This is a genomic window from Clostridium sp. TW13 (assembly GCF_024345225.1).
Lineage (GTDB): Bacteria > Bacillota > Clostridia > Clostridiales > Clostridiaceae > Inconstantimicrobium > Inconstantimicrobium mannanitabidum.
This window is the reverse complement of the sequence record NZ_BROD01000001.1, coordinates 1,452,613-1,478,383: the sequence shown is the minus strand read 5'-3', so window position 1 is coordinate 1,478,383 and position 25,771 is coordinate 1,452,613. Positions and strand designations below refer to the sequence as shown.

Genomic DNA, 25,771 nt, shown 5'->3' with positions numbered 1-25,771 from the left:
CACTGACTAATTCCCCCTTAATTTTTTAATTATTTCTTCAAAATACTCAGGTATATCTGATGTAAATTCCATGTATTCATTTTTAGTTGGATGAAGAAATCCTATAGTCTTTGCATGAAGAAGTTGGCCTTCACTTTTAAATCTCTGCTTTTTAAATCCATAAACAGGATCTCCTACTAACGGATGATTTATTGATGCCATATGCACTCTAATCTGATGTGTCCTACCAGTTTCAAGCCTACATAATACTAATGCTTCTCTGGCAAAATTCTCAATAAGCTTGTAGTGAGTTACTGCTCTCTTTCCATGCTCAACTATAGCAAACTTTAATCTGTCCTTAGGATGTCTGCCTAAAGGAGCATCTATTGTTCCCTCCATGGTCTTCATTGTTCCTTCAACAAGAGCGATATACTCTCTAGTAATTGAGTGTTCCTTAAACTGCTCTGCTAATTTCATATGTGCAAAGTCATTTTTAGCTACTACTAACAATCCAGAGGTATCCTTATCAATTCTATGTACAATTCCTGGACGTATGACTCCATTAATACTTGATAAATCCTTACAATGATAAAGTAAAGCATTAACTAGAGTTCCAGAATAATTTCCAGGAGCAGGATGTACCACCATACCTTGTGCTTTATTTACTATAACAATATCACTATCTTCATATACTATATCAATATCAATATTTTCCGCTTTAATATCCAATTGTGAAGGTTCTGGTACTGTAATCACTATATCATCTGATGTCTTTACCTTATAATTACTCTTAACTGCTTTTCCATTAACAATTACATTACCAGACTCAATTAATCCTTGAATATGACTTCTTGATTTACATTCCATACTACTTGCTAATACTTTATCTATTCTAGTGTTATTAAAAATTTCATCAACTATTATTTTTATTTCTTCCATGTAATGTATTTACCTCACATTAATTTGTTTTCTATTTAAAACTATATAAATCATGTTTCATTAAATTTTTATATATAATCATAACCAATTAATTATACCATAAAGCCTAAACAATATTAAACAAAAAAATAATCCTGATAAACAGGATTATTTTTTAGCAAAGAAACTTTTAATTTCATCTATTCCTTCTTCTTCAATTTCTTCTTCATCAAAATGTTTAATTTTATCTACTGCTACTTCATCAATTTCTATAGACTTCTCTTCAATAAACTTATCCTTTGATTCAGATATACTAAAATTCTTAGCAAAATCTCTTTCTAAATCTGAGAAAGTTTCTAATTGTGTATTCATAAAATTTCTATATTTAGCTCTAAACTTAGCAAATTCTTGTTTAACCTTATCATACTCATCATTAATTTGTAAAACATCACTATGAGCTTTATCAAGAATTTTTTGTGCTGTATCATTAGCATTTCTAATTATTAGTTCAGATTCCTTTTGAGCAGAACTTCTAGCTTGTTCTGCAGTATTTTGAGCCAATAACAATGTATTCTGTATTGTATTTTCTATTTTACTGTAATGCTCAACCTTCTCATTTAAAGCCGTCAATTTTTCTTTTAAAATTGTATTTTCTTTAAATGTAGCTTCATAGTCTTCTACTATTTTTTCTAAAAATTCATCAACTTCATCAGAAGAATACCCTCTAAGTCCTCGTTTAAATTCTTTATTACTTATTTCCATTGGTGTAAGTCTCATCCAAGTCACCCCTCTATGTAAATTTTTTTATAATTACTTTGCTTTTGCCACTCTTACTAAATCCTAAAAGTTCATCAACAATAAACTTACCAACTTTTCTAATGGTGATAACATCACCTGTCTCAACAATCTTATTTTTTTCTTTAATTATGCTGTAATTAACTGAAACATTACCGCTATCCACCAAAATCACAGCTTTAGCTCTTGATATATTTGCTAGACTAGATACTAAGCTATCTAGTCTTAATGAGGTAATTGTCATAACAGATTCTTCAAAATTATGATTAGGTAATAAAGATTCATTATCTAATTCTTTAATTGTTACAGGAGTCTTTTTAACCTTTTTAAGTTCACTAAAAAGAATTTCCATTATTTCAGGACTAATTGCTAAAAAACAAACATCTCCTTGCACCACTAAATCTCCAAGTTTGTATCTTTCAATTCCTAAACTTAATATTGTTCCTAAATAATCCTTATGAAGTAAAGTACTGAATTTACTTGAATTAGTTATTTCTATAAACTTTATCTGTATATCTGTAGCATCCACATTGTTGAATGTAATTATTCCTCTTTCGGCGTATTGGAATCCGCCAAAAAAACTACAGTCAATTCCATTCTCTGTGCATATTCTTTTAAGAATATTATATATATTTATTGTATAAAATTCTTTTGTACATAAAGATACCCCTTTTAATGCCAGCACAAATTTATTATATAACTTATCAACTAAATCTCTTTCTATGCTATCATCAAAATGTTTATAAAAATTACTTTTATCCATGTCTAAAATTCCTCAACTTATTACTCCATTTAATAGTAGCTTATAAAACTATTATTTACTCCAGTTAAATAAACCTTTATTAGTTAATTCAGACTTTAATTCATTTGTAACCTCTACATTTGATGGTGATAACAAGTATACTCCTTTTTCAACCTCTTGTAATTCACCTTCTAATGCATAACATGCTCCACTAACAAAATCTAATAATCTTTGAGCTATTCTATTATCTAAAGAAGTTGTATTAACTACAACTATTTTTCTAGATTTTATAGCATCACATATTTCTGTAGCTTCTTCAAAAGTAACTGGCTTTGTTATAGTAACTTTTGCAGAATTTGTAGAATGAATACTTACAACTTTACCATTATTAATATTCTTCTTTTGGAAAACAGGTTCTATTACACTTTCTTCTTCAGTTATTTCTTCATCTTCATCTTCATATTCATCTTCATCATAGTCAAATCCTATAATTTTTCCTAACTTATCAAATAATTTAGCCATAATATAAATCCCCCTAAAAATTATAAATTATATTCTCTTTTTCCAAAGATACCTTCACCTATTCTAACCATATTAGAACCTTCCTTAATGGCATCTTCATAATCATGAGTCATGCCCATAGACAAAACATCCATTGATATATTTTTAAATTGTTTTAACTTTAATTTATTCCATATCTCATATAGTCTCTTAAAATAAAATGAATTTTTTGTTTCTCCATTTCGTGGTATTATAGCCATTATACCATGAATTTTAACATTTGAACACTTTTCTATATTTATTAGCAAAGTCTCCAGTTCTTCTTCTAAAATTCCATATTTTTGGCTTTCTCTACCTATATTAATTTGAATTAAAGCGTTAGCTATAATTCCTTGTTTAGAAAATTCTTTTTCTATCTCATCTAATAACCTTATACTATCTAGGGATTGAATTAAATCCACCTTTCCAACAATATACTTTACTTTATTACGCTGAAGATGCCCCAATAGATGCCATCGCACATCTTTAGGCAAACAATCATATTTCTTTAGTAGTTCTTGAACTTTATTTTCTCCAAAATCTTTAATTCCATAATTATACACAATTTGCATATCTTCTATGGGTTTAGTCTTGGAAACTGCAATTATTTTCACATTATCAGGTATATTACTTCTAATATTGTCGATATTTTCTATAATGTCCAAAACCAATCCTCCTTAGTTCTAAATATCTAATATGTTATTATTCTCCACAGTTTAAAAAAATCCTTCTTATATTTCAAAAAAATTAATGTAATTTTAAAATCAATTAAATTTTTTATTTTCCCGACAAATTACTATAACTCAACTCTCCAGTATACCCAGCAATAACCATATCATTTTTTCTTGTAATTTCTACACTTATTTCTCTATTTTTTAGTGTTTTTATATAACTATCACTTCTATCTAAAATAGAGATAAGTATATCTGGATTACCAATAACATTTACAGTAAATGGCCCTGGTGTCTTTACTCCATTAATTCTTAAAAATGCCCAACCACACATAACTTCTGAATTTGGCAACACTCTTTGATTATTTATTGATATTGCTTGCGCTCCAGCTAACTTTAATTCATTAATTACTTGTATCATATCATTATCATGTAATGTTTTAACTAATAATAAGGTGTTATCTTGAACCTCTTCAGTTATATTATCTATTCCATCTTTAAGAACAATTTGTATTCCATTACCTTTTACTGAATTCGTCCCTATTACCATTTTATTATATTCAATTTCTTCTTTAATATCTTCAATTACACGTTCATCTTTTTTACCGCCATAAGTATATTCATTAATTTTATCTATGGCATCATTATTTGAATGCTTCAATTTTGATATGTCAGTTAAAAGCTTACTTCTTTCATTTATCTCATCTTGATATTCTTTTGCACTTAATTGCATATACTTGGATCCATCAGATGTCCCTATATTGGACACTATTAGCATTCCCAAAATAATAGAGGTAATTAAAATAAATATCTTTGGATTATCTTTTTTCAAAATTATCCCTCCAATTATTTTTTTCTTATCTTCTCTAGAATTAATCTTCTAATTATAGCAAAGTTATCAAAAATTCTTCCTCCAAAAACTATTACTGCGGCTATATATATTGGTATTCCAAGCTTATCACCTAAATATGCTAATGCAGCAGCCAAAATTGCATTGCCAAAGAATCCTGAAATGAATATATCTGCTTGAAAATTTTTTGATAAACCTCCCTTTACAGCACCAAATACTGAATCCAAACATGCAAGTATTGCCACTGACATATATGGAGAAAATTTATCTGGAATATTTATATTAAGTTTTAATCCTAAAAAAATACCTATTAATAATCCTATAAAAGCAATCATATTTTCACCCCTATTTATCTATCTTTATACTATCTGTAGTAATCTTTTGTGTTGACTTAGGTATTTTTATCTCAGATTCTGGAGATATTTTTTTATCATAACTCCTTGCAAGAGCACCATAATCTAAAGCGCCTACAAAATTCAACCCACCTTCTAGGTTGGTTCTATCTCCAATAACTTTAATAACAATTTTATCTTTTGGAGAAATTCTATCATTATTACCTATCCAAATATAATTACTAGCTGCCTTAATACCTGTTTGAGGAGTGACTCTAATATCGTTAATTGATATTGCTTCAGCTCCAGAATAATTTAATAAATTAACTACATGAATAAGTTCATCATCAGTAATATAATCTGATTCATTTGGAGAAAATACTGAAGATTTTGTAGTTAAAGTCAATACTATTCCAGGTCCCTTAACATCTGTAGTTCCTAATATCATTCTTGATTTTTCTAATTGGTTTTTCATTTCATTAGTTATGCTACCATCTTTAGCTGCATTTTCTTCTATAGTTTTTAATTCTTCGTACAATTTGTTATTCTGAGTTTGCAGTTGTTCCTTTTCCTTTTTTAAACTTTCAACTTCAGACATTATATCTGTGGTATCTGTTTTTCCATCAAGGCTATTTTTATCTTTTGCATTCAGAAGTTTAAATTGGTATGCTAAAAAAATGCCCAATAATGCACAAACAAATGCAACAACTAGTTGGTTATATATTTTTTTCTTCATAGTCACATACCTCCATCTCTAATTTTCTCCTTTAATTACAGGACTCCCTTTAAAACTTACATCTATAGTTCCCTTTTTGATATTTACAACATCATCTTGCAATATATTAATTACCGCATTTAACTTATTTTCTAGTTCATCATCACTACCTAAAAATATCTTCACATTTCCATGATAAATAATAAGTTTATTAGGATCTCCCATATCAAATTTATCAAATGTTATTTTAGATTGATTTCTTTCAATTAAAGATGCTAGTTTTTTTCCTATTTCAATACGTCTACTATCTGAATAAACCGTCTTTCCTATTTTTAAAACATCAGGTTTCGGATTTATTAATAACGTTAAATTAAGATCCTTTACATCTGCTCTAGACTCTAAAACACTTAAATCATTACTTAAAATATATTTTTGTTTTCCATCTTCAACACAGTAAGTAACAGCTTTTTCTTTAATTTCTATAGTTAATTTATTAGGCATTTTTTTTATTATCTTAACCGAATCTATATAAGGATTTTTTTTAAGACTTTCCTCTACAACCTTATTATCTATAAAAAATATATTAACTCCTAATGGTTCATATAACTTATATAATTCCTCTGATTTAATTATTTTATTATTAGAATATTCAACCTTACGCACATTAAAAATAGGCGCTTTAGCTAGAAATAGTACAAGCAATAGTAAAAAAAATGCAGTAAATAAAACTATTTTTTTTCTTCTTTTGCTTTTCTTTTTTCTTTCAATAAATTCACTTACATTATTTTCCATATTATTAATCCTTTATTGTATTAAATTCCTTTTATATATTTTATCACTAACTATGTATTATTTCATTACATTTTTATTAAATTATCACTTGATAAAAGCACTGATATCACTAGATATTCAGTGCTTTTCAAAAGTCATCTGTCTTTTTGTCTAGAAACATTTAAAAGTATACCCATACCTATGAGGTTAATTATCAACGCGGAACCTCCATAACTTATAAACGGTAACGGAACTCCTGTTACTGGCATAGATCCGGTTACAACAGCTATATTAATTAACGCTTGAATAGCTATTACAGAGGTTATTCCTAAAGCAAGTAATGACCCAAATATATCCTTAGCTCTCAGAGATATTAAAATTCCTCTATAAACAAGAAGGATAAATAATAAAATTATCACTACACATCCTATCAATCCTAGTTCTTCACCAATGATAGAAAAAATAAAATCTGTATGCGGTTCAGGCATGTATAAGGTTTTTTGTCTTGATTGACCAAGTCCCATTCCACCTACACCACCTGCACCTAATGCATAGAAAGATTGTATCAATTGATACCCATCAGTACTTGCATGTTTCCACGGATCAACAAAATTAAATAGTCTTTTAACTCTATAGGATTCTGCAAAAATTCCAGCCACACCAGCTATTCCTACTACACTAAGCAGCATTGCAAATATCTTTTTAGGTACTCCAGATGCATATAAAATTATTAATGTTGACATCATTATAACAGTGGCTATACTTAAGTTTTTTTCTAGTAATACCAATCCTGCAAAAAATGCTGACATACCTAATAATCGAGTTATAATGAACTTAACGTCATTGATCTTATTACCACCACTTTCAATTACAGCTGCCAGAAAAATCACTATTGAATACTTAGCTATTTCTGATGGTTGTAAATTTATAGGTCCAAGAGCTATCCATCTTACAGCTCCATTTTTCTTGGTACCAATAACAAGTACAACAACCAAACAAGCTATAGTAAATAGCATTATCCATCCACACCATTTTTTTAATTTATGGTAGTCAATACTCATCATAAAAATCATAACACCTGCTCCCAAAAGACCAAAAGCACCCTGTCTTTTAAGAAAATACATGCTATCATTATTAAAATCTTTGTTCATCATAGCCCAATAAGAACTTGAACTATACACCATAACTATACCTATCGCAAGCAATAGGAATATCGTGTAAAAAAGTATATAATCAATCTCCCCCATTTTATTTTTGTTTTTTTTCATATAAGCTTTCCTCCATAAAATTGCTCTATAAAGACAAGAAACCTAGGAAACATAATAATACTGTAATAATAGAAAAGATACTAACAATTTTTGTTTCATTCCATCCAAGTTGTTCAAAATGATGATGTATAGGAGCCATCTTAAACACTCTCTTACCTGTAAGTTTAAATGATGTTACTTGAATTACTACTGATAAAGTTTCAATAACATAAATTCCACCTACAATTACAAGAATCCATTCAGCTTTTAATAACATTGCAACTGCTGCTACAGCTCCACCTAAAGCTAAAGAACCTGTGTCTCCCATAAATACCTTTGCTGGATAAGCATTAAATCTAAGGAATCCTAATAACCCTCCAATTAATGCAGTTGAAAATACACATAAAGGTAAACTAATTTTATATGTTATAGCTGCAAAAAATGCCAAAACCAAAATAGTTATTGATGTGCATAGTCCATCCAGCCCATCTGTTAAATTCACGGCATTTGTAAAAGCCAATAAATAAACCATAACAATAGGAATAAATAAAATTCCAAAGTTAAAATTAATCTTTGCAAATGGTATCACCATTTCTGTACCAAGATTACTATAAGCGTAATAAGTTAATATACTAGAAACAACGAATAATAAAACCATCTTTTGCCAAGCCCTTAGACCTAAATTCTTCTTATGTATAATTTTCAAAATGTCATCTAAGAATCCAACAAAACCAAAAGCAATAAATGCAAATAATACGACCATAGCCGGACTTTTATAATCATGTATCATAACTAGTACAGTAATTGTAGTAGAAAGAATAAAGATTATTCCACCAATAGTTGGTGTGCCTGCCTTTTTTAAATGAGTTTTAGGACCATCATCTCTTATATTCTGTCCAAATTTTAGTTTTCTTAACATAGGTATTATAAATGGTCCTATAATACTCGCAATTAAAAAACTTAACGCTACTGTTAATATTAATAATAATAAACTACTGTTATCCATAATTTATACCACTACTTTAGTGGTCCCCCCATTCTATTACTTTTTATCTAAGCTCTCTATGATTTGCTCAAATTTCATACTCCTAGAAGCTTTAACTAAGATTGAATCACCAATCTTTATCTTATTATCTAAGTCGTTTATTAACTCAGATACTGAAGTATAAATATAAGCATTCTTCTCTCCATAACCTAATCTAGCTTCTTCAGTAAATTCACCTGTTAATAGCAATAAATCCACATCATTATCCTTAGCAAATTTTCCAACTTCGAAATGAGCAGATTTTGACTCTAATCCAAGTTCCTTCATAGTTCCTAAAATCGCCACTTTTCTTTTACTAGAAAGATTCTTTTGAACTTCTATAGCAGCTTTTACTGAGGCTGGACTAGAATTGTAACAATCATTAATAATTGTATACTTATCTTTCTTCATTATATCCAATCTCATTGAAGTAGCTTCTAAATTTGCCATTCCTTGTTGCATTTCGGTAACAGATACCCCCAGATTTCTTCCTACGCATAGGGCTAGTAAAGTATTATACACGTTATGTTTTCCAAGGAGAGGAATAGTAAACTTAACTTTTTCTCCATCAATTATTGTATTAAATTGAGTTTCATTTTCTAAAAATTTAATGTTATCTATGCAGTAATCTTTATTATCTAAACCTACTTTTATAACATTGAAATTAGAATTTTCCACAGTTACTAACTTATCATCATTGCCACTAAGAATTAATGGTGATTTTTCCTTTAAAAAATCTGTTATCTCCATTTTTGCCTTTAATATATTATCTCTTGTCTTTAAATTTTCAATATGAGAAATTCCTATATTTGTTATGACAGCAATGTCTGGTCTAGCTATCTTTGAAAGATTATGAATTTCATTAAAATCACTCATTCCCATTTCAAGAACTGCTACATCATAAGTTTCATCTAATTGAAATACCATCAATGGTAATCCTATTTCATTATTAAAGTTTCCTTTTGTTTTAAACACCTTATATTTTGTACTCAATGCAGCTGCAATTAAATCTTTAGTAGAAGTTTTACCTGTTGAACCTGTAACTCCAACAACCTTTATTTTTAACTTTTTTCTATAAAATTCTGCTAAGTCTTTTAACGCTTCTGTAGTATTGTCTACTTTTATTATTGTTGAATCTGTAATCTCAGCAGATTGGAAATGAATTTCATCTACTATGCATATAGTAGCTCCCTTTTCAACTGCTTCTTTTATAAATAAATTCCCATTGAAATTATTGCCTTTTAATGCAATAAATAAACTACCTACTTCAATTTTTCTCGTATCTGTAGAAACTACCTTAAAATCTTCCCTACCTTTTACTACAACTTTACCATTAAGTGCTTTCAGTATCTCTTCTAAACCTAAATTCATTATTAAACCTCATTTCTATTTTGAAGAATTTCTTCAACTACTTCTCTATCATCAAAATGAATAGTTTCATCTTTTAATATTTGATAATCCTCATGGCCTTTTCCTGCTATAACTACAGAATCCTCTGATTTTGCAAGTTCTATAGCCTTCTTTATAGCATCATATCTATTTTCTATAGTAATGCAATTGTCCTTGTCCTTTATTCCCTTAAGAATATCTTCTATAATCAGAGCTGGCTCTTCCTTTCTAGGATTATCAGAAGTCACTATTGCTATATCTGCAATTCTTGTTGCTATTTCACCCATTTGTGGTCTCTTTACTGTATCCCTGTTACCACCACAACCAAACACTGCAATTACTCTTCCTTTTGTAACTTGCTTTACTGTAGATAATATATTCTCCAATCCATCTGGAGTATGCGCATAATCAACAATAATTGTAAAATCTAAGTTATGACTCTTACCAACTCTCTGACATCTTCCGGGAACAGTAGCTTCTTTTAATGCAGCATTTATTTTCTCGTAAGATAGCTTCAACAAATCACATACTGCAATGCATCCTAAAGAATTATAAACATTATATAGTCCTGGTATCTCCATTTCATATTTTTTGCCTTTAGTATCAAATTCAGATTTCATGGCTCCAAGTAAAATATTTTCTGCAGTGTAATCTGCATCTTGTTTTAAAGATATAGTAACTATATTTTTTGATTTTTTATCTTCCTCTAAATCTTCAATAATTCTTTTTCCATAGTCATCATCTATGTTTATAATACAATTATTGGCCATTTTAAATAATTTAAACTTTGCTTTATAATATTCTTCAAAAGTTTTATGCATATCTAGATGATCTCTAGTTAAATTAGTGAAAATTGCATAATCAAACTCCACATCATATACCCTGTCTAAGGCTAAAGCATGAGAAGATACTTCCATAACACAATAATTAGCTCCTTCATCAACCATCTGTTTAAATAGCTCTTGAAGTTCTAATGATTCTGGAGTCGTTCTTTCAGTCTTAAATTTTTTATCTCCTATATAATTTGCTATCGTACCAATAAGACCAACCTTATTCCCTGCCTTGGTAAGTACATCTCTGATAATATAGCTGGAGGTAGTTTTACCATTTGTTCCTGTAATACCTATAACCTTAAGTTTTTTAGATGGATTTCCATAATAATTTGATGCTATCTTTGCTAAAGCTCTTCTAGTATTATCTACTTTAATTACTGTAACACCTTCCAAAACTTTCACTTCATCTTCACATACTACTACTGTAGCTCCATTTTCAGTTGCCTTTTCAGCAAAAGTATGTCCATCCACTGAAAATCCTTTGACACACACAAATAAATCATCTTTTGAAACTTTTCTGTTATCATAACAAATTTTTCCTATCTCTCTATTTACATCACCACTTACTAATTGATAATCTAATCCTTCTAACAAATTTTTAAGTAACATAAAAATCAACTCCTTAAATTCTATGCATAACAACTTAGAAAAATGACCATTTACAAAATTCTAGCATGCACCACAGGTACATGCTAGAATTACTAATCTCCTAAATCATCATCAACTGCTAATACACATTTTATTTTTGATCCCTTTTTAACTGTTTCACCAGGTTTTATTGATGAGCTTTCTACAACACCATCTCCTTGGAATTCAGACTCCAATCCAATATCCTTAAACACCTGCTCAACTTGTGGTTTAGTATATCCAATTATATCTGGAACTGTTACATCTTTATTATAGTTAGAAGCACTACCTAGTGCAACATTAATCTTAGTTCCTTCTTTTACAGTACAACCAGGTAATGGTTTGATATCTGTAATATACTCACCCTCACCACTAATTTCAACATCTAAGTTTAATGCTTTAAGAGCTTTCTTTCCATCTTCAACTTTTTGTCCTCTTACATCTGGTATTACAATACTCTTAGCAAGAGATGCTGTATCTTCATGATTAATTTTTGAACCCATATAGTTAAAAATATCAGTAAATAAAATATGACCAATAGGCGTACAAATTACACCTGCATAATATGCACCTGCACTTGGTTCATCAATTGTAATAAATATTGCAATTTGAGGATCATCTATAGGAGCCATTGCTGCAAATGATGATATATATCTCTTATCATCATAATATCTACCTGTAGCTGGATTAACTTTTTGAGCAGTACCTGTTTTACCACCTATACGATAACCTTCAACTTGTGCTTGCTTAGCTGAACCTTTAGTAACAACTAATTCTAATGCTGATCTTACTCTTTTAGCTGTATCAGCACTTATAACCTGTTTTGTTGTAGGTTGGAATTCTTTATCAACTACTCTCTTACCATTTTCATCTACATGTGATACTTCCTTCATAATATGTGGTTGAATCCATGTTCCATTATTACCAACAGCTGAAAATGCAGCCATATACTGTACTGGATTTACAGTATCAGTTTGACCAAATGAAATAGTTGCTAAGTCAACATCACTAATTGCCTCAGTTTTTTTAACTATTCCTTTAGCTTCTCCAGGTAAATCTACCCCTGAAACTTTACCAAATCCAAATTTCTTAATATACTCATTTAATTTTTCTTTTCCTATTTTCTTTCCTAACTCTATAAAACCAACGTTACAAGAATTTTGCAGAATCTCAGGAAAAGCTTGAGTACCATGTCCACTGGTTTTCCAACAGTGAATTGTAGTTCCCAATACATTAGTAGCACCACCGCAAGTATATTTTTCTCCTACGTCTGCCACTCCCTCTTCTACACCTGCAGAAGCTGTTATAACTTTAAATATAGAACCACATTCAAAAGAATCACTCACTAAATGATTTCTCCACATTTTTTGTATTTTATCACTAGAAGTCGCTCCTTCAAAGTTTTCAGCACCATCATAAGGATTATTAGGATTAAAATCTGGTTTATTAGCCATAGCTAAGATTTCGCCATTTTTAACATTCATAATCATTACACTAGCACCCTTTGCTTTATTGTTTGTCATCGCAATTGTTGCTGCTTTTTCTGCAAACTCTTGCATCTTTTCGTCTATAGTAAGCGTTACATCTTTGCCATCCACTGGAGCTGTAAATTTAGAAATAGCATAAGGTAATTCTGAGTTTCTCTTTGCATCTAATTCAGCAATTCTCATACCAGCTACGCCTGAAAGATCATTATTATATTGAAGCTCAATTCCTCCAAGACCAACTCCGTCTACATTAGTAGTTCCAATTACTTGAGCTAAGAAATTATTATTTGGATAATATCTCTTTGTATCTGCTGATACCATTACTCCCGAAATATTTAAAGCCTTTACCTTATCTGCAGGATCTTTTTCAATTCTTCTAATCAAAGTCGCACTTCCAGCATTAGCTCCACTCGGAAGCTTATATCTTAACTTTTTCAAAACATCATCTTCACTGATTCCTACAGCATCTGCTATTTGCTTGGAAATAGCAGTATATTTTTGAGCATCATTGTACTTTCTTTGAAGATATGCTCTAATGGCATTTAAATCAAAATCAACCCTATATACATTGGCACTTACAGCTAATTCTACTCCATTTGTGTCAAGTATTTTACCTCTTCTAGCTGAAATTTTAATTTCGCTTGTCCACTGTTCAATAGCTTTAGCAGAATATTCATTTGACTTAAATATCATTATATAGCTAAGTCTTAACACCAATATAAAAAACACTAAAGCTAACATACTTAAGATTATATACATTCTTTTTCTAATTATTCCTCTGTCCCTAAATTTCCTATTCTTCACGTAACTACCTCCAGAAAAATTTCTGTAAACAATATAAGATGCACTTTAGAAAAATGCATCTAGTATTTTTGAAAATAAACTTTTTCCGTCTTTGACGCTCTCTTCACTCTTTGGCTTAAAATTGTTTTTTTGTAAATCTACCCTTTTTATATCATTTTTTGTTGGAGTTATCATACCTAACTTAGTTTCTGCTGAACTTCTAATGTCATTAATAGAAGATGCTTTTAACAATTTTACATTAAGAGCTTCGTTTTCACTTTGAAGATTAGCAATTGCATATTTCATCTGAGTTAAATTGTTTTCAGCTTTATAGACTCTATTATCACTCCAAATTACAAACATTCCTGCTGCAAACAAAATAAATATTGTCTGAGTTGCTGCTTTTCTTGCTTTTCTTCTCTTTTGCTTTTCTCTTAATTGTCTGTTTTTCTTTGCTTTCTTAAGTTCTTCATATTGTCTCTCCACCTGAGGATCCAATGGTGTTGTTTTAGGTTCCAATACTGTATTGCCATTTATATAATTTAAATTCTTCTCTATCACTTTATTCAACCCCTTGAAATATTATTACAGATATTTTTAAATTTTTTCTAATATTCTCAATTTAGCACTTCTACTTCTTGGATTATATTCTAATTCTTCAGCAGACGCTTCTATAGGCTTATTATTAATCAACTTAACTACTGGTTTTTTATTGCAAATACATATCGGAAACTCCCTAGGACATGTACATGGATTTTGAAGAGTTCTAAATGTATTCTTTACAATTCTATCTTCTAAAGAATGGAAAGTTATTATTGCCATTCTTCCACCCTTATTTAGTTTTTCTACCCCATCTAAAATTGTTTGTTCAATTATACTTAGTTCTCTATTAACTTCTATTCTAATAGCTTGAAAAGTTCTCTTTGCTGGATGCGGTCCTTCTCGTCTAGCCTTTGCAGGAATAGCTTTTTTAATTATTTCTACCAATTCAAATGTAGTTTCTACAGCTTTCTCTTTTCTTGCATTTACTATAAAGTTGGCTATCCTCTTAGCAAATTTTTCTTCACCATATTCTCTAATAATTCTAGCTAATTCTTCTTCACTATAACTATTAACCACATCATATGCTGATAAAGAATTTTCCCTATCCATTCTCATGTCAAGTTCTGCATCATTCATATAGCTAAAGCCTCTCTCCGGATTATCTAATTGATATGATGATACTCCTAAATCCATTAATATTCCGTCAACCTTTTCAACCTCTAAATCTTCTAATATTGATTTAATATTGTAAAAATTATTATGAACTAATTTTTTGTTTTCATACTTGCTTAGTTTTTCATTTGCAGCTTTTAACGCTTCCGTATCTTGGTCTATACCTATAAGCAACCCTTCGCTTGATAACTTTTCTATAATATGAGATGAGTGTCCTGCTCCACCTAATGTACAATCTACATATATACCGTTTTCTTTAATATTTAGCCCTTCAATACACTCATTTAATAATACAGACACATGTTTAAATTCCATTTTATATTCTCCTTCGTTTAAATTCCTAATAAACTCATCTTCTCGGCAATTGAATCATAATCAATATCTGATTCATTGTATTCCTGCCACTTTTCTTTGCTCCAAATTTCTATTCTATTAGAAACTCCTATGCTTACTATTTCCTTATCTATCTTGGCATATTCCTTTAAATTTTGTGGAATTAATGCTCTACCTTGTTTATCAATTTCTATTTCTGACGCTCCTGAAAAGAAAAACCTTACAAAAGCTCTAGCATCTCTATTGGTTAGCGGAAGTGACTTCAACTTTTCCTGTAGGATATTCCATTCTGATTCTGGATAAACATATAAACAACCATCAAGTCCTTTGGTCATTATAAACTTTCCCAAAAGTTCATCACGAAATTTTGAAGGGATGATTATTCTATTTTTAGTGTCCACTGCATGATTGTATTCACCTATAAACATTTCATACCCCTTCTCTTCCTTTTCAATCTACTTTCATCCACTTTGCTCCACTTTAACCCACTAATTATATTCTATACTAAAAAAAAAATACCTTCAATGGAAATTTTATTTTATTTAAATCTTTTCACAAAAAATTTTAAAAAAATTATGTTTGTAATTGATTTCAAATATAAAAAACGTAAACCGCCACTATAATTTCCATATAGTGGCGGTTTACGTTTTTATATAATTATTCTTTTAATAAATGCAATTTAAATATATTCAATACAAAATGTTAAGTGCTTTATTGTACATATACCATATTTTTGTTATACATTAAATCTAAAATTAACTACATCTCCATCTTGCATTACATATTCTTTTCCTTCAAGTCTATATAATCCCTTTTCTTTTGCTGCAGCTTCTGATCCACATTGAACAAGATCATCATAGCCAATAATTTCAGCTCTAATAAATCCTCTTTCAATATCTGTATGGATTTTTCCTGCTGCTTGAGGAGCCTTTGTTCCTTTTATAATTGTCCATGCTCTTACTTCTTGAACTCCTGCTGTAAGATAACTTATAAGACCTAATAATTCATAACTAGCTTTTATTAGCTTATTTAAACCTGTTTCTTGAAGACCATATTCCTCAAGCATTTCTTTCTTCTCATCATCTTCTAGAGTTGAAAGTTCTTCCTCTAATCTTGCACACATAACTACAGTACCTGAATGTTCTTCAGCTGCATACTGTTTAACTTTTTTAACAAAATCATTTTCAAGATTGCCTGACATCAAATCATCTTCAGATATATTACAAGCATATAAAACTGGTTTTGATGTTATCATAAATAAAGTTTTGATGAATTCATCTTCATCTTCTGTTACGTCTAATGTTCTTATTGGTTTATTCGCTTCAAGGTGAGCTTTAATTCTTTCCATTAAATCATATTCAAATTTAGCTTTCTTATCTCCAGATCTTACTAATTTCATAGTCTTTTCCATTCTTCTCTCAAGAACTTCTAAATCTGAAAAAATCAACTCTAAATTGATAGTTTCTATATCTCTAATTGGGTCTACTGAGCCATCTACATGCACAACATTCGGATCATTAAAGCATCTTACCACATGTACAATTGAAGAAACTTCTCTAATATGAGATAAAAATTTATTTCCTAAACCTTCACCCTTACTAGCTCCTTTTACCAATCCCGCTATATCATAAAATTCTATAGCAGTATATACCTTTTTCTTAGTATTATACATTTTTTCTAGAACATCTAATCTTTCATCTGGTACGCTTACGACTCCAACATTAGGTTCTATTGTACAGAATGGATAGTTTGCTGATTCTGCTCCAGCTTTTGTTATAGCATTAAATAAAGTACTCTTACCTACATTTGGTAAACCTACTATTCCTATATTCATTTATGTACATTCCTTTCTTCCATGGGATTTTCTCACTAGATTATACTTCATAAGTTCATTTTTTTCAACTATACTATTATAACATAAAATTCTAATTTATCCTTTAGTTTTATATAATATATTTTTTTAAGTTACTAACACTTATTATGAGGTGATTTATAAATGAAATTAACAGCATTCGTACCGTTTTTGCTTTGTACTTTACTTAGTGCAGGTCCTTTAAGTAATAAAGAACTAAACTGGTATTTTGTACAACATGGACAGTCAATTTCTGCTCCTAAAGAAGCTAGCCAATTTATTGATAAATATAATGTTTATTATGTTGGAGACCAAAGCAAAAAACAAATATTTCTAACTTTTGATGAGGGTTATGAAAATGGATATACTGCAAAAATTTTAGATGTTCTCAAAGAAAATAAAGTTCCAGCAGCTTTTTTTGTAGTCAAACCATATATCAAACAAAATCCAGACTTAATAAAAAGAATGGAGGCCGAAGGTCATTTGGTATGCAATCATTCCAGTACTCATCCATCTATGGCTAGTGTTACTGATCCGACAAAATTTAACAAAGAATTTGATGATGTTAATGAAGAATATAAAAAATTAGTCGGAAAAGACATACCTAAATTCTTCAGACCACCTATGGGTAAATTCTCTGAGAGCTCATTACAAAAAACTCAAGAAAAGGGTTACAAAACAGTATTTTGGAGTTTTGCCTATAGAGATTGGCTTGTTGATAATCAACCTACTCATATCTTTGCGAAAAATAAAATTTTAGGCAAGGCTCATAGTGGTGAAATTATGTTACTCCACGCTGTTTCTAAAACAAATACTGAAATATTAGACGATATTATAAAAGAATTAAAAAATCAAGGCTATGAATTTAAATCATTAAATGATTTACCTTAAAAAACTTAAAGGTATGCTAATTGTTTAGCATACCTTTAAAATAATATTTTAAAAACTCATTTTTTCCATAATTCTTCTCTTATTGTTTTCTGAAGTTTTAACTATATTTTCAGCTTCTTCTAAAATACCTTTGATTTTATCATTCCCATCCAAACATGCATAATTAACTTTAACATTAATTATTGATGCTTCTATAGCAGCATTTAACATTATTACCGCTACTGCTACATCAGATAAAAGATTCTTATTTCCAAAATCTAAAGCAACTTCTATATTATCATAGAATCTTTTAGCTTTATCCATAAGCCTAAAAGGAACAATCATAGCTTGTTCTGTTGCAATAGATATTTCTCTGTTTCTAATCTTAATATGTTCTTCTGTATCCTTAGGTAACTTATAGCAATCCATAAGTTTAGAAAAAGCTTCTTTATCCATTTCTATATATTCCATAAAATCTTTCGCACTTTTCATTGCTTCTTCATAACTATTCAAAACTTTATTTTTTATTTCCTCATCTAAACTAGCAAATGCCTTTTTATCTACTGTAAGGCTGTATACCATAGAATTTAATCCTGCAGACATTGCAGCTGAAAGTGCTGCTACACCACCACCACCTGGAGTAGGTTTATTAGAAGAAAGTTCATCAATAAATTGTTCTATTGTTAAGTTTTTCATCATAATATAACTCCTTATCTATCTTCTAAGCTAAAAAAATATCCAAGAATAGCCCAGAAAATTATTGAAATAAAACTTACTACATAAAGCATATTTGCTTCAAAACAATTCACAGAAAGTATTGCTACTTCAAAAGCAAATAATTTTATTGCTAGTAATCTTTGCTGAGACTGTAATTTTGAAATTATACTAAATCCCTTTACTACAAATACGACAATAAAAATTATAAATATAAGTAAAGCTATTACTCCATTTGATACTAATACTTGAAAAAATATATTGTGTAGTCCACCTGCATCTATTCCCCATAGCTGCAACTTAGTACTATGCTTAACCACATCTACTAAATTTCCGTTACCGACCCCAAAAAATAAATGTTGCTTTGAAACATTTATAGCTGCCTTCCAAAGATCAAATCTTCCATTTAAGTAATCCATTAATTTGTAATTTTTATAACTCCTAATTATAAACACAACTGAAGGTATAATAATTACAGCTAAATACATTATTCTAAATATATTCTTTCTAAGTAAAAAGAATACAATACATAGAACAAATACCGCTAACCCTAGCAAAGCTGAACTACAATCACTAATATATAGTAAGAAAAATTGACATATAATATTTGAGATTAAAATTATTCTATCCGTTTTATTCTTTCTTATACTAATTAATATTAATATCATTATTATAGAAAATAGTGATATTATGCCTAAAGTATTCGGATTAGAATAAACACCTGAAAATTGAAGTTTAGCAATTCTGCCAAAAGTAACACCATAAAAAACTATACTTAAATTTGAAAAATAAATTATTATGCTAATTACTCCAAGAATTCCAGCCACATTTGCCATAGTAGAACAAATCTTTTCAATAGATATTTTAGCTTGCTTCTTGTTACTCATATTGAATATTGCAAAAAATAAAATAAGATTTACCAGGATCACTGATATATTTATGTTAGCTCTATTTACTAGAATACTAATAATTTGAACCAATAGAAATAATACTAAAGTAAAATATACCTTTACATTTGCTTTAAACTTCCCTTGTATAGCATAATATATAACCATAGCAAGTCCCCATATCAGCATTAACTTACTGGATATTGACATTAATCCTTTTAATTCCACTAATGGAGTAATAAACAAAAAACCCAAAAGCATATAACAAAGCACAAGATTTATTTCAGTAGTGAAAAATCTTAAAACCTTTATTTGCACTCCCCTCATTATAGCACCTCCTCATATACAGACTTTATTCTGCTTACTATATTTTTCTCAGAATATATTTCTTCACATTCTTTTCTTAACATTTCCGAAGTATATTTATTTAAATTACAATATATATATTTCATCGCCTCACATAACTCTTCTGTATTATCAATCTCAACAAGTAATCCATTATTCTCATTTATTATTTCTTCAGCACCACCATTTTTAGTTCCTATTACTGGCTTTCCGCTAGCAAGAGCTTCTACATATACCATGCCAAAAGTTTCATGCCTAGAAGCTAATGCAAAACAATTACACTTCTGCATTTCCTCTGAAACCTCTTCCCTAGATAAAGCCCCTAACAACATAACCTTATCTTTCAAATCTAATTCTTCTATAAGTGATTTTAATTCCTCTACTGCCCTGCCAGCACCACCAATTCTTAATACTACATTTTCACTATTCTTAAACCCCTTATTAAATGCTTTGATTAATATATCCATTCCTTTGTCTGGTTCTAAAAAGGCACAACTAAAAAAAGTAAACTTTTCTGTTTCATTATAACTATCATTTCTCTTATCTAAAGTAAAATTATTAAAATCTACTATATTGTTTATAACCACTATATCCTTATTACTTACATAGTTTTGAAGTTCTGTCTTCAAACTCTCACTAACAGAAACAAGCTTGTTGCTATTCATATAAGCTTCATAAACATATTTTCTATAACTATCTTTAAGATATTGAGCATACTTTAAAGAAGAATGTTCTGTAAGAACTAATGGTATACCATACTTTTGACTAATATATGCTGCACTAATTCCTCCCCACAAAGCTGAATGTGCATGAATAACATCTACTTTTCCTTCTTTTTCAACAATGCTTTTATATATCTTTTCCATCCTTCTATTAAATATATTAAACATACGCGGATTCTTAGGTAAATAATTGTAGTTCTTGTATCTATAAGTAGTAAGGCCATCTTCATTTTTACAACTTAGCCCTCTTTTACTTTTTATTCTTCCTAATCTTGACAAAGGCCAAATTTCATTAAAGGCTATAGAAACCTTAATTCCACTCCTTTGCAGCGCTAATGCCTGTTCTTTAAAAAAACTGCCATGAACCTTATTAAACTCTGTAGCATACCAAGATGGTACAATCATCACATGCATAATATCACATTCCTTTAAAAATACTTTCCATTTTCCGTGTTACAGCTCCCCACTCATATGCCTCTAGAGGGATATCTATTAACTCATTATTTTGATTTTTCGTATAAATATCTATTAGAGAAGCATATATTGCTTCTGAAGAATTATTAATTGTAATACACTTATCCTTATTCTCTACTACTGATTTAATAGGATCATTTTCATCACCTAAAACAACCAATACTTTGCCCTTGCATCCAAAATAATCATAAATTTTTGCTGGAATCTGTTTTGAATTCTTATTTCCAAATAGCAATAACACTTCTGAATGTATCATTAACTTTAATGCCTGCCTAAATGGGATTCGTTTATTGACCTTTACATTTTCAAAAGATTTTAATCTTTCACATAAACTTGCATCATCTATATTTCCGTAAAACATTATATTAAAAGAATTATATACGTCCTTATTGTCATTTTTCAACTTATCTAATGCTTTAATAAATTTTGATATATCTCTTAATTTACTAAATATTTCTCCTGCATATAATATGTTTATTTTATTTTCATCTATCTCTTTCGGCTTCTCTTCCTGCTCTAATTGTTGATATAATTTTTGATCGTAACCCCTATTAATCAAATAAAGATTTTCATTTTTTAAATTATATCTTTTTCTAAAATCATTTTTATTCGCTTCAGTAACAAAAATTAACTTATCACAATTCATTACTACACTTTTTTCCATTCGTCCTTCAATAGTTTTTCTTATTATACCAATATCAGATCTAGAAGGATCGCTTAGCCATGGATCACTCCAATAAGTTATCCATGGAATACCTTGATTTTTTAACTTAATGTTCTTCGCACACAAATGACTTGAAGGAGGTTCATGCATAGAAAATATCACATCAAAAGGTTTTCCTGCATTCATCAATTTTTCATTAGCATATTTTGCAGCAGCTTTGGACCATATATAATACATATCAGGAAAGATAATTTTGTTTTTTATCTTCCTTAACAGCTGAAACTTTTTGCTGTCATTAACCATTTCCTTGTCTGCACTAGCATTGATTATTTTTTTTGGCATTATTTTATTGAAAATGCGCCCACCATCTATCTTATGCAACTTTATATGCTCATCTAATAATTGAAGTATCTCCTTATCATAATAAATTGAATTTTCGGGAAAATCCACTGTTAAAAGATGAACCTCATTTTCTCCATTACTAACCAAATTATTAAGATACATCAATGTTTCAATAGATGCCGAATTATTTATTATTGGAGAATAACAAGCAACAACTAAAATCTTCATTTCTTCCTCCTATTTTTTTGATCTTTAATAACCAATAAAAGAAATTTAGGAATAGCTGATAGTCTTCTTATTCTCCAAGGTTCTTTTGAAACTCTATAAAGCCACTCCAAGCCTAATTTAATCATCCATTTAGGAGCTCTTTTTAATGTACCTGCAAAAATATCAAAACTTCCACCTACACCCATAAATATTCTGCTATTGATTTGTTCCTTATATTTTTGAATAAATAATTCTTGTCTAGGACTTCCCATTGCTATGAATATTGCATAAGGATTTTGTTCTATTATATCCTTAATTATTTCTTCACAATTATCTATATCAAAATATCCATTATGAAATCCCGCTATTTTTAAATTAGAATATTGCTTTTTAAGATTTTCAGTACACTTCTCTATTGTTTCTTGAGTTGCACCTAAAAGATATATTTTTTGATTATTCATAATACAATACTCTATTATTTCTTTCATAACCTCAATCCCTGCTATTCTTTCCTTAACTGGGTTTTTCATAATTTTAGAAGCTATAACAGTCCCTATCCCATCTGGAATTATAACGGCATCTTCTGACTTAAAAACTTTTGATAGCATTGGATTTATTAATCCATTATACAAAATTTCTGGATTTCCAGAAATTATATTCACTTTTTCTTCTTTTGTTTTAATTAAATCAATAAATTCATCTTTACTTCTATTATATACGTTATATCCCAAAATGTTTGTATACATACTTTCATTCCTTTCAACATTTACCTTATAAAAAAATACACTACTATCCATTTTTTTAGTAGTGTACCTTAAATTATTAATAGTAGTACATTAAGTAAAATTACACACTGTTTTTATCTCTAAACTTCTAAAAATTTTGTATAAATTTTATCCATTTCTATAAGCACATTATCAATTGAATAATTTTGAACTTTTTCATAACTACATTTAGAAAATTCTTTTCGCAACTTATCATTATTATATAACTTTTCTATTGCATTTGCTGTTGCTTCAACATCATATAATGGTACAACAATTCCATTTTTCATATTATCTACTAAATCTCTATTTCCACGAACATCCGTAGTAATTATAGGAAGTTTACACGCCATTGCTTCCATTACATTTTTGGGTAGTCCTTCTTGTTTTGAAGTCAAAGCTAAAGCATCAGATGCTTTTAATACAGATATGACGTCTTTTCTAAATCCCAAAAGTAAAATATCATCTTTTAATTCTTTAGTAGAAATTATATCCTTTATTTGTGGAATTAAATCACCATCTCCAGCCATAAGTACTTTTATTTTATAATTTGGATTTCTTTTTTTCACAAGATCAATAGCATCGATAATCTGAATATGGTTTTTTCTAGGTATAAATTCAGCTACAACAGATATAACAAAATCATCTTTACCTATTCCTAATTCTGCTCTTACATCATTATACTGCTCTGCACAACTCTTACTTAAATCTACCCCTACACCATTAACTTTAAATACGTTATCTCTATTCTTCATTAATTTAAGGGCATTACTATAATCTTCTTCATTCATCGTTATTAATCCATCTGTCCATTTAGCAGCCAATTTTTCAGCATTATAATATAATGCCCAATTCACCTTGCTTGCCCCTTGGAAAAAGTGAAATCCGTGAGCTGTATATAAAACAACTTTTTGCTTAGTATTTTTTGCAGCTAACCTTCCTAAGAAACCTCCCATAGGAGTATGAACATGAATCAGATCAAATTGATGTTCTTTCATAAGCTCTTTTAATTGCTTATACGCTTTAAGTGACTTTGATGAAAATGGACTTCTACTAAAATCTATATCATTCCACTTTACCCAAGTATCCCTTTGCATCTCTTTTTTATACTTTTCTCTATCCAATTTTGTTGCTACAAATACCTCATAATTTTTATCATGAAAATATTTTAAGAAAGGCAAATGAAAATTCATTATATGACTTTGTGGTGCAGCAACAAAAAGCACTTTTTTCATTTTATTCCTCCTAACTAAAGGTTTATTAATTTTTATCTACATCTACTGTAACTTCAGAAAATTCTTCCTTCATAAGTTCATCAAAAGGCATATCATCCTTTACACCTTCTGAACTTTCCTTCATAAACATTATTTTTACAGTTTGTAAAATAAGCTTTAGATCTAGCAAAATTGAATAGTTTCTTACATACATAATATCATATCTTACTTTATCCTCTGGAGTTGTAGAATATTTTCCAAGTACTTGTGCTAACCCAGTAAGTCCAGCTTTAACTATGGTTCTATACTTATAGTCAGGAATTTCTTCTTTAAATTGTTCTACAAAGAAAGGTCTCTCAGGTCTTGGACCCACTACACTCATACTTCCAAATAGTATATTGAAAAACTGTGGAAGCTCATCTAGTCTAGTTGCTCTTAATATCTTTCCTATTTTAGTTATTCTAGGATCCTCATCTCCTGCAAGTACCGGTCCTGTCAATTTCTCAGCATTCATTACCATTGTTCTAAATTTAAGAACATTAAATACCTTCTCATCTTCAGTAACTCTTTCTTGCTTATAGAATATGTTACCCCCATCACTAAGCTTGATCGCTATAGTTACAATTACCATAATAGGACTTGTAATTATAATTCCAACTAAAGATACCATTACATCTAGTAATCTCTTGAAAAATCTTTGTTCTATAGTTAATCCTAGTTTTCTAACTTTTAATATTGGAATATCATCCGCTCTATTTAACTTAGAATTTAAAAGTGCAATTTCATATATATCAGGAATTATATATATACTCTTTCTAGCCATTAGGCATCTATCCACAATTTGTTTCTTTAAATCTAAATCCACATCATTGCATAAGAACACCACTTCTACTTTATCTAGATAAGAAAATAATCTTTTTGATTTTCCATCACATATATATTTAACTTTGTATAAATCTTTTTGTTTTGTCAATATCTTACTTGTAAGATATTCTATAGATTGTTCTCCTACAATTAGTGAATCTTTAATTCCATGATTAACTCTACTAATCTTCCATACTATAGTTCTCCATAAGCTTAACAATATAAATTGGACTATTGGACTTACAATTAAAACACTTCTTGGATAAGCAAATCCTCTTGCAAAAAATGTTATAAAAGCTGTAGAGATAAATAATGCTCCTACTGATAAAAATATGGAATAAATAGTTTCACTCATACTTCGTTTAAGTAAATCTTCTAAGCCAAATACATACATAAAAATTAAATATGCAATAACTATAAAAGGAATAATCTCTATAAATGGATTAATATTATATTCTGGTGGATTAAAATTAAATAGTAATAAAAATGCTAAATAAACTGAAAACACTACTATTATTGAATCCACTACAAAAGTACCAAACCTAAAAAGTTGTGTACCCCATTGAATTTTTTTCATCTTATACACCTCATTATAAATGCT

General features: G+C 29.3%; 26 protein-coding genes. 1 reads left to right on the top strand and 25 read right to left on the bottom strand.

The genetic code is table 11. The annotated features are described in order from the left end of the window. Positions 1–6: 6 nt before the first annotated feature. The 18 genes from OCU47_RS07105 to ychF all read right to left on the bottom strand — a co-directional run bounded on the left by OCU47_RS07105 (position 7) and on the right by ychF (position 17,085). Complete coding sequence (locus tag OCU47_RS07105) at positions 7–918, bottom strand: RluA family pseudouridine synthase (protein ID WP_261827902.1); 912 nt, start codon at positions 916–918, stop codon at positions 7–9. Between the two features lie 147 nt (positions 919–1,065). After that, entirely contained in the window at positions 1,066–1,674 is a 609-nt protein-coding gene (locus tag OCU47_RS07100) for a DivIVA domain-containing protein (protein ID WP_261827901.1), read from the bottom strand. Positions 1,675–1,687: 13 nt separating this feature from the next. Further along, on the bottom strand, positions 1,688–2,455 hold the full coding sequence (locus tag OCU47_RS07095; protein ID WP_261827900.1) for a YlmH family RNA-binding protein: 768 nt from the start codon (positions 2,453–2,455) through the stop codon (positions 1,688–1,690). Positions 2,456–2,506: 51 nt separating this feature from the next. After that, on the bottom strand, positions 2,507–2,956 hold the full coding sequence (locus OCU47_RS07090) for a cell division protein SepF (protein ID WP_261827899.1): 450 nt from the start codon (positions 2,954–2,956) through the stop codon (positions 2,507–2,509). A gap of 20 nt (positions 2,957–2,976) precedes the next feature. Then, positions 2,977–3,639: a YggS family pyridoxal phosphate-dependent enzyme gene (locus OCU47_RS07085; RefSeq protein ID WP_261827898.1), complete on the bottom strand. Its 663-nt coding sequence runs from the start codon at positions 3,637–3,639 to the stop codon at positions 2,977–2,979. Between the two features lie 112 nt (positions 3,640–3,751). Beyond that, positions 3,752–4,477: a DUF881 domain-containing protein gene (locus OCU47_RS07080; protein ID WP_261827897.1), complete on the bottom strand. Its 726-nt coding sequence runs from the start codon at positions 4,475–4,477 to the stop codon at positions 3,752–3,754. Positions 4,478–4,491: 14 nt separating this feature from the next. Further along, on the bottom strand, positions 4,492–4,830 hold the full coding sequence (locus tag OCU47_RS07075) for a small basic family protein (RefSeq protein WP_261827896.1): 339 nt from the start codon (positions 4,828–4,830) through the stop codon (positions 4,492–4,494). A gap of 10 nt (positions 4,831–4,840) precedes the next feature. Continuing rightward, positions 4,841–5,563, bottom strand: a complete 723-nt coding sequence (locus tag OCU47_RS07070) for a DUF881 domain-containing protein (protein ID WP_261827895.1) — start codon at positions 5,561–5,563, stop codon at positions 4,841–4,843. An 18-nt stretch (positions 5,564–5,581) separates the two neighbouring features. After that, positions 5,582–6,334: a cell division protein FtsQ/DivIB gene (locus OCU47_RS07065; RefSeq protein WP_261827894.1), complete on the bottom strand. Its 753-nt coding sequence runs from the start codon at positions 6,332–6,334 to the stop codon at positions 5,582–5,584. A gap of 134 nt (positions 6,335–6,468) precedes the next feature. After that, on the bottom strand, positions 6,469–7,581 hold the full coding sequence (ftsW, locus tag OCU47_RS07060; RefSeq protein WP_261827893.1) for a putative lipid II flippase FtsW: 1,113 nt from the start codon (positions 7,579–7,581) through the stop codon (positions 6,469–6,471). Positions 7,582–7,606: 25 nt separating this feature from the next. Then, entirely contained in the window at positions 7,607–8,566 is a 960-nt protein-coding gene (gene mraY, locus OCU47_RS07055; protein WP_261827892.1) for a phospho-N-acetylmuramoyl-pentapeptide-transferase, read from the bottom strand. A 36-nt stretch (positions 8,567–8,602) separates the two neighbouring features. Next, complete coding sequence (locus OCU47_RS07050) at positions 8,603–9,958, bottom strand: UDP-N-acetylmuramoyl-tripeptide--D-alanyl-D-alanine ligase (protein WP_261830595.1); 1,356 nt, start codon at positions 9,956–9,958, stop codon at positions 8,603–8,605. Further along, positions 9,958–11,415, bottom strand: a complete 1,458-nt coding sequence (locus OCU47_RS07045; RefSeq protein ID WP_261827891.1) for a UDP-N-acetylmuramoyl-L-alanyl-D-glutamate--2,6-diaminopimelate ligase — start codon at positions 11,413–11,415, stop codon at positions 9,958–9,960. Before OCU47_RS07045 ends, OCU47_RS07050 begins: the two co-directional genes overlap by 1 nt. Before the next feature lie 92 nt (positions 11,416–11,507). Further along, positions 11,508–13,724, bottom strand: coding sequence for a stage V sporulation protein D (locus tag OCU47_RS07040; protein WP_261827890.1), 2,217 nt, complete (start codon positions 13,722–13,724; stop codon positions 11,508–11,510). A 45-nt stretch (positions 13,725–13,769) separates the two neighbouring features. Beyond that, entirely contained in the window at positions 13,770–14,264 is a 495-nt protein-coding gene (locus tag OCU47_RS07035; RefSeq protein ID WP_261827889.1) for a hypothetical protein, read from the bottom strand. A gap of 36 nt (positions 14,265–14,300) precedes the next feature. Further along, the gene (gene rsmH, locus OCU47_RS07030; RefSeq protein ID WP_261827888.1) at positions 14,301–15,233 is read right to left on the bottom strand and encodes a 16S rRNA (cytosine(1402)-N(4))-methyltransferase RsmH; all 933 of its coding nucleotides are present in this window, start codon (positions 15,231–15,233) and stop codon (positions 14,301–14,303) included. A gap of 17 nt (positions 15,234–15,250) precedes the next feature. Then, complete coding sequence (gene mraZ, locus OCU47_RS07025) at positions 15,251–15,679, bottom strand: division/cell wall cluster transcriptional repressor MraZ (protein ID WP_261827887.1); 429 nt, start codon at positions 15,677–15,679, stop codon at positions 15,251–15,253. A gap of 308 nt (positions 15,680–15,987) precedes the next feature. Next, a complete protein-coding gene (ychF, locus tag OCU47_RS07020; protein WP_261827886.1) occupies positions 15,988–17,085 on the bottom strand; it encodes a redox-regulated ATPase YchF in 1,098 nt (365 codons plus the stop codon). A 162-nt stretch (positions 17,086–17,247) separates the two neighbouring features. Here ychF and pdaA point away from each other — a divergent pair, with 162 nt between their 5' ends. Then, the gene (pdaA, locus tag OCU47_RS07015; RefSeq protein WP_261827885.1) at positions 17,248–17,994 is read left to right on the top strand and encodes a delta-lactam-biosynthetic de-N-acetylase; all 747 of its coding nucleotides are present in this window, start codon (positions 17,248–17,250) and stop codon (positions 17,992–17,994) included. A gap of 48 nt (positions 17,995–18,042) precedes the next feature. On the opposite strand, the gene OCU47_RS07010 is transcribed toward pdaA, so the two are convergent. The 7 genes from OCU47_RS07010 to OCU47_RS06980 form a co-directional block, all read right to left on the bottom strand. Beyond that, positions 18,043–18,672, bottom strand: a complete 630-nt coding sequence (locus tag OCU47_RS07010; protein WP_261827884.1) for a cyclodeaminase/cyclohydrolase family protein — start codon at positions 18,670–18,672, stop codon at positions 18,043–18,045. 11 nt (positions 18,673–18,683) lie between these two features. Continuing rightward, positions 18,684–19,901 (bottom strand): O-antigen ligase family protein, encoded by a 1,218-nt coding sequence (locus OCU47_RS07005; RefSeq protein ID WP_261827883.1) that lies wholly within the window; start codon positions 19,899–19,901, stop codon positions 18,684–18,686. Then, entirely contained in the window at positions 19,901–21,055 is a 1,155-nt protein-coding gene (locus tag OCU47_RS07000) for a glycosyltransferase (RefSeq protein WP_261827882.1), read from the bottom strand. Before OCU47_RS07000 ends, OCU47_RS07005 begins: the two co-directional genes overlap by 1 nt. Positions 21,056–21,059: 4 nt before the next feature. Further along, positions 21,060–22,349, bottom strand: a complete 1,290-nt coding sequence (locus tag OCU47_RS06995; RefSeq protein WP_261827881.1) for a glycosyltransferase family protein — start codon at positions 22,347–22,349, stop codon at positions 21,060–21,062. Then, positions 22,346–23,074, bottom strand: coding sequence for a WecB/TagA/CpsF family glycosyltransferase (locus tag OCU47_RS06990; protein ID WP_261827880.1), 729 nt, complete (start codon positions 23,072–23,074; stop codon positions 22,346–22,348). The genes OCU47_RS06995 and OCU47_RS06990 overlap by 4 nt, the downstream gene beginning before the upstream one ends. Before the next feature lie 119 nt (positions 23,075–23,193). Continuing rightward, the gene (locus OCU47_RS06985; protein ID WP_261827879.1) at positions 23,194–24,327 is read right to left on the bottom strand and encodes a glycosyltransferase family 4 protein; all 1,134 of its coding nucleotides are present in this window, start codon (positions 24,325–24,327) and stop codon (positions 23,194–23,196) included. 25 nt (positions 24,328–24,352) lie between these two features. Then, the gene (locus tag OCU47_RS06980) at positions 24,353–25,747 is read right to left on the bottom strand and encodes a sugar transferase (protein WP_261827878.1); all 1,395 of its coding nucleotides are present in this window, start codon (positions 25,745–25,747) and stop codon (positions 24,353–24,355) included. Positions 25,748–25,771: the final 24 nt, after the last annotated feature.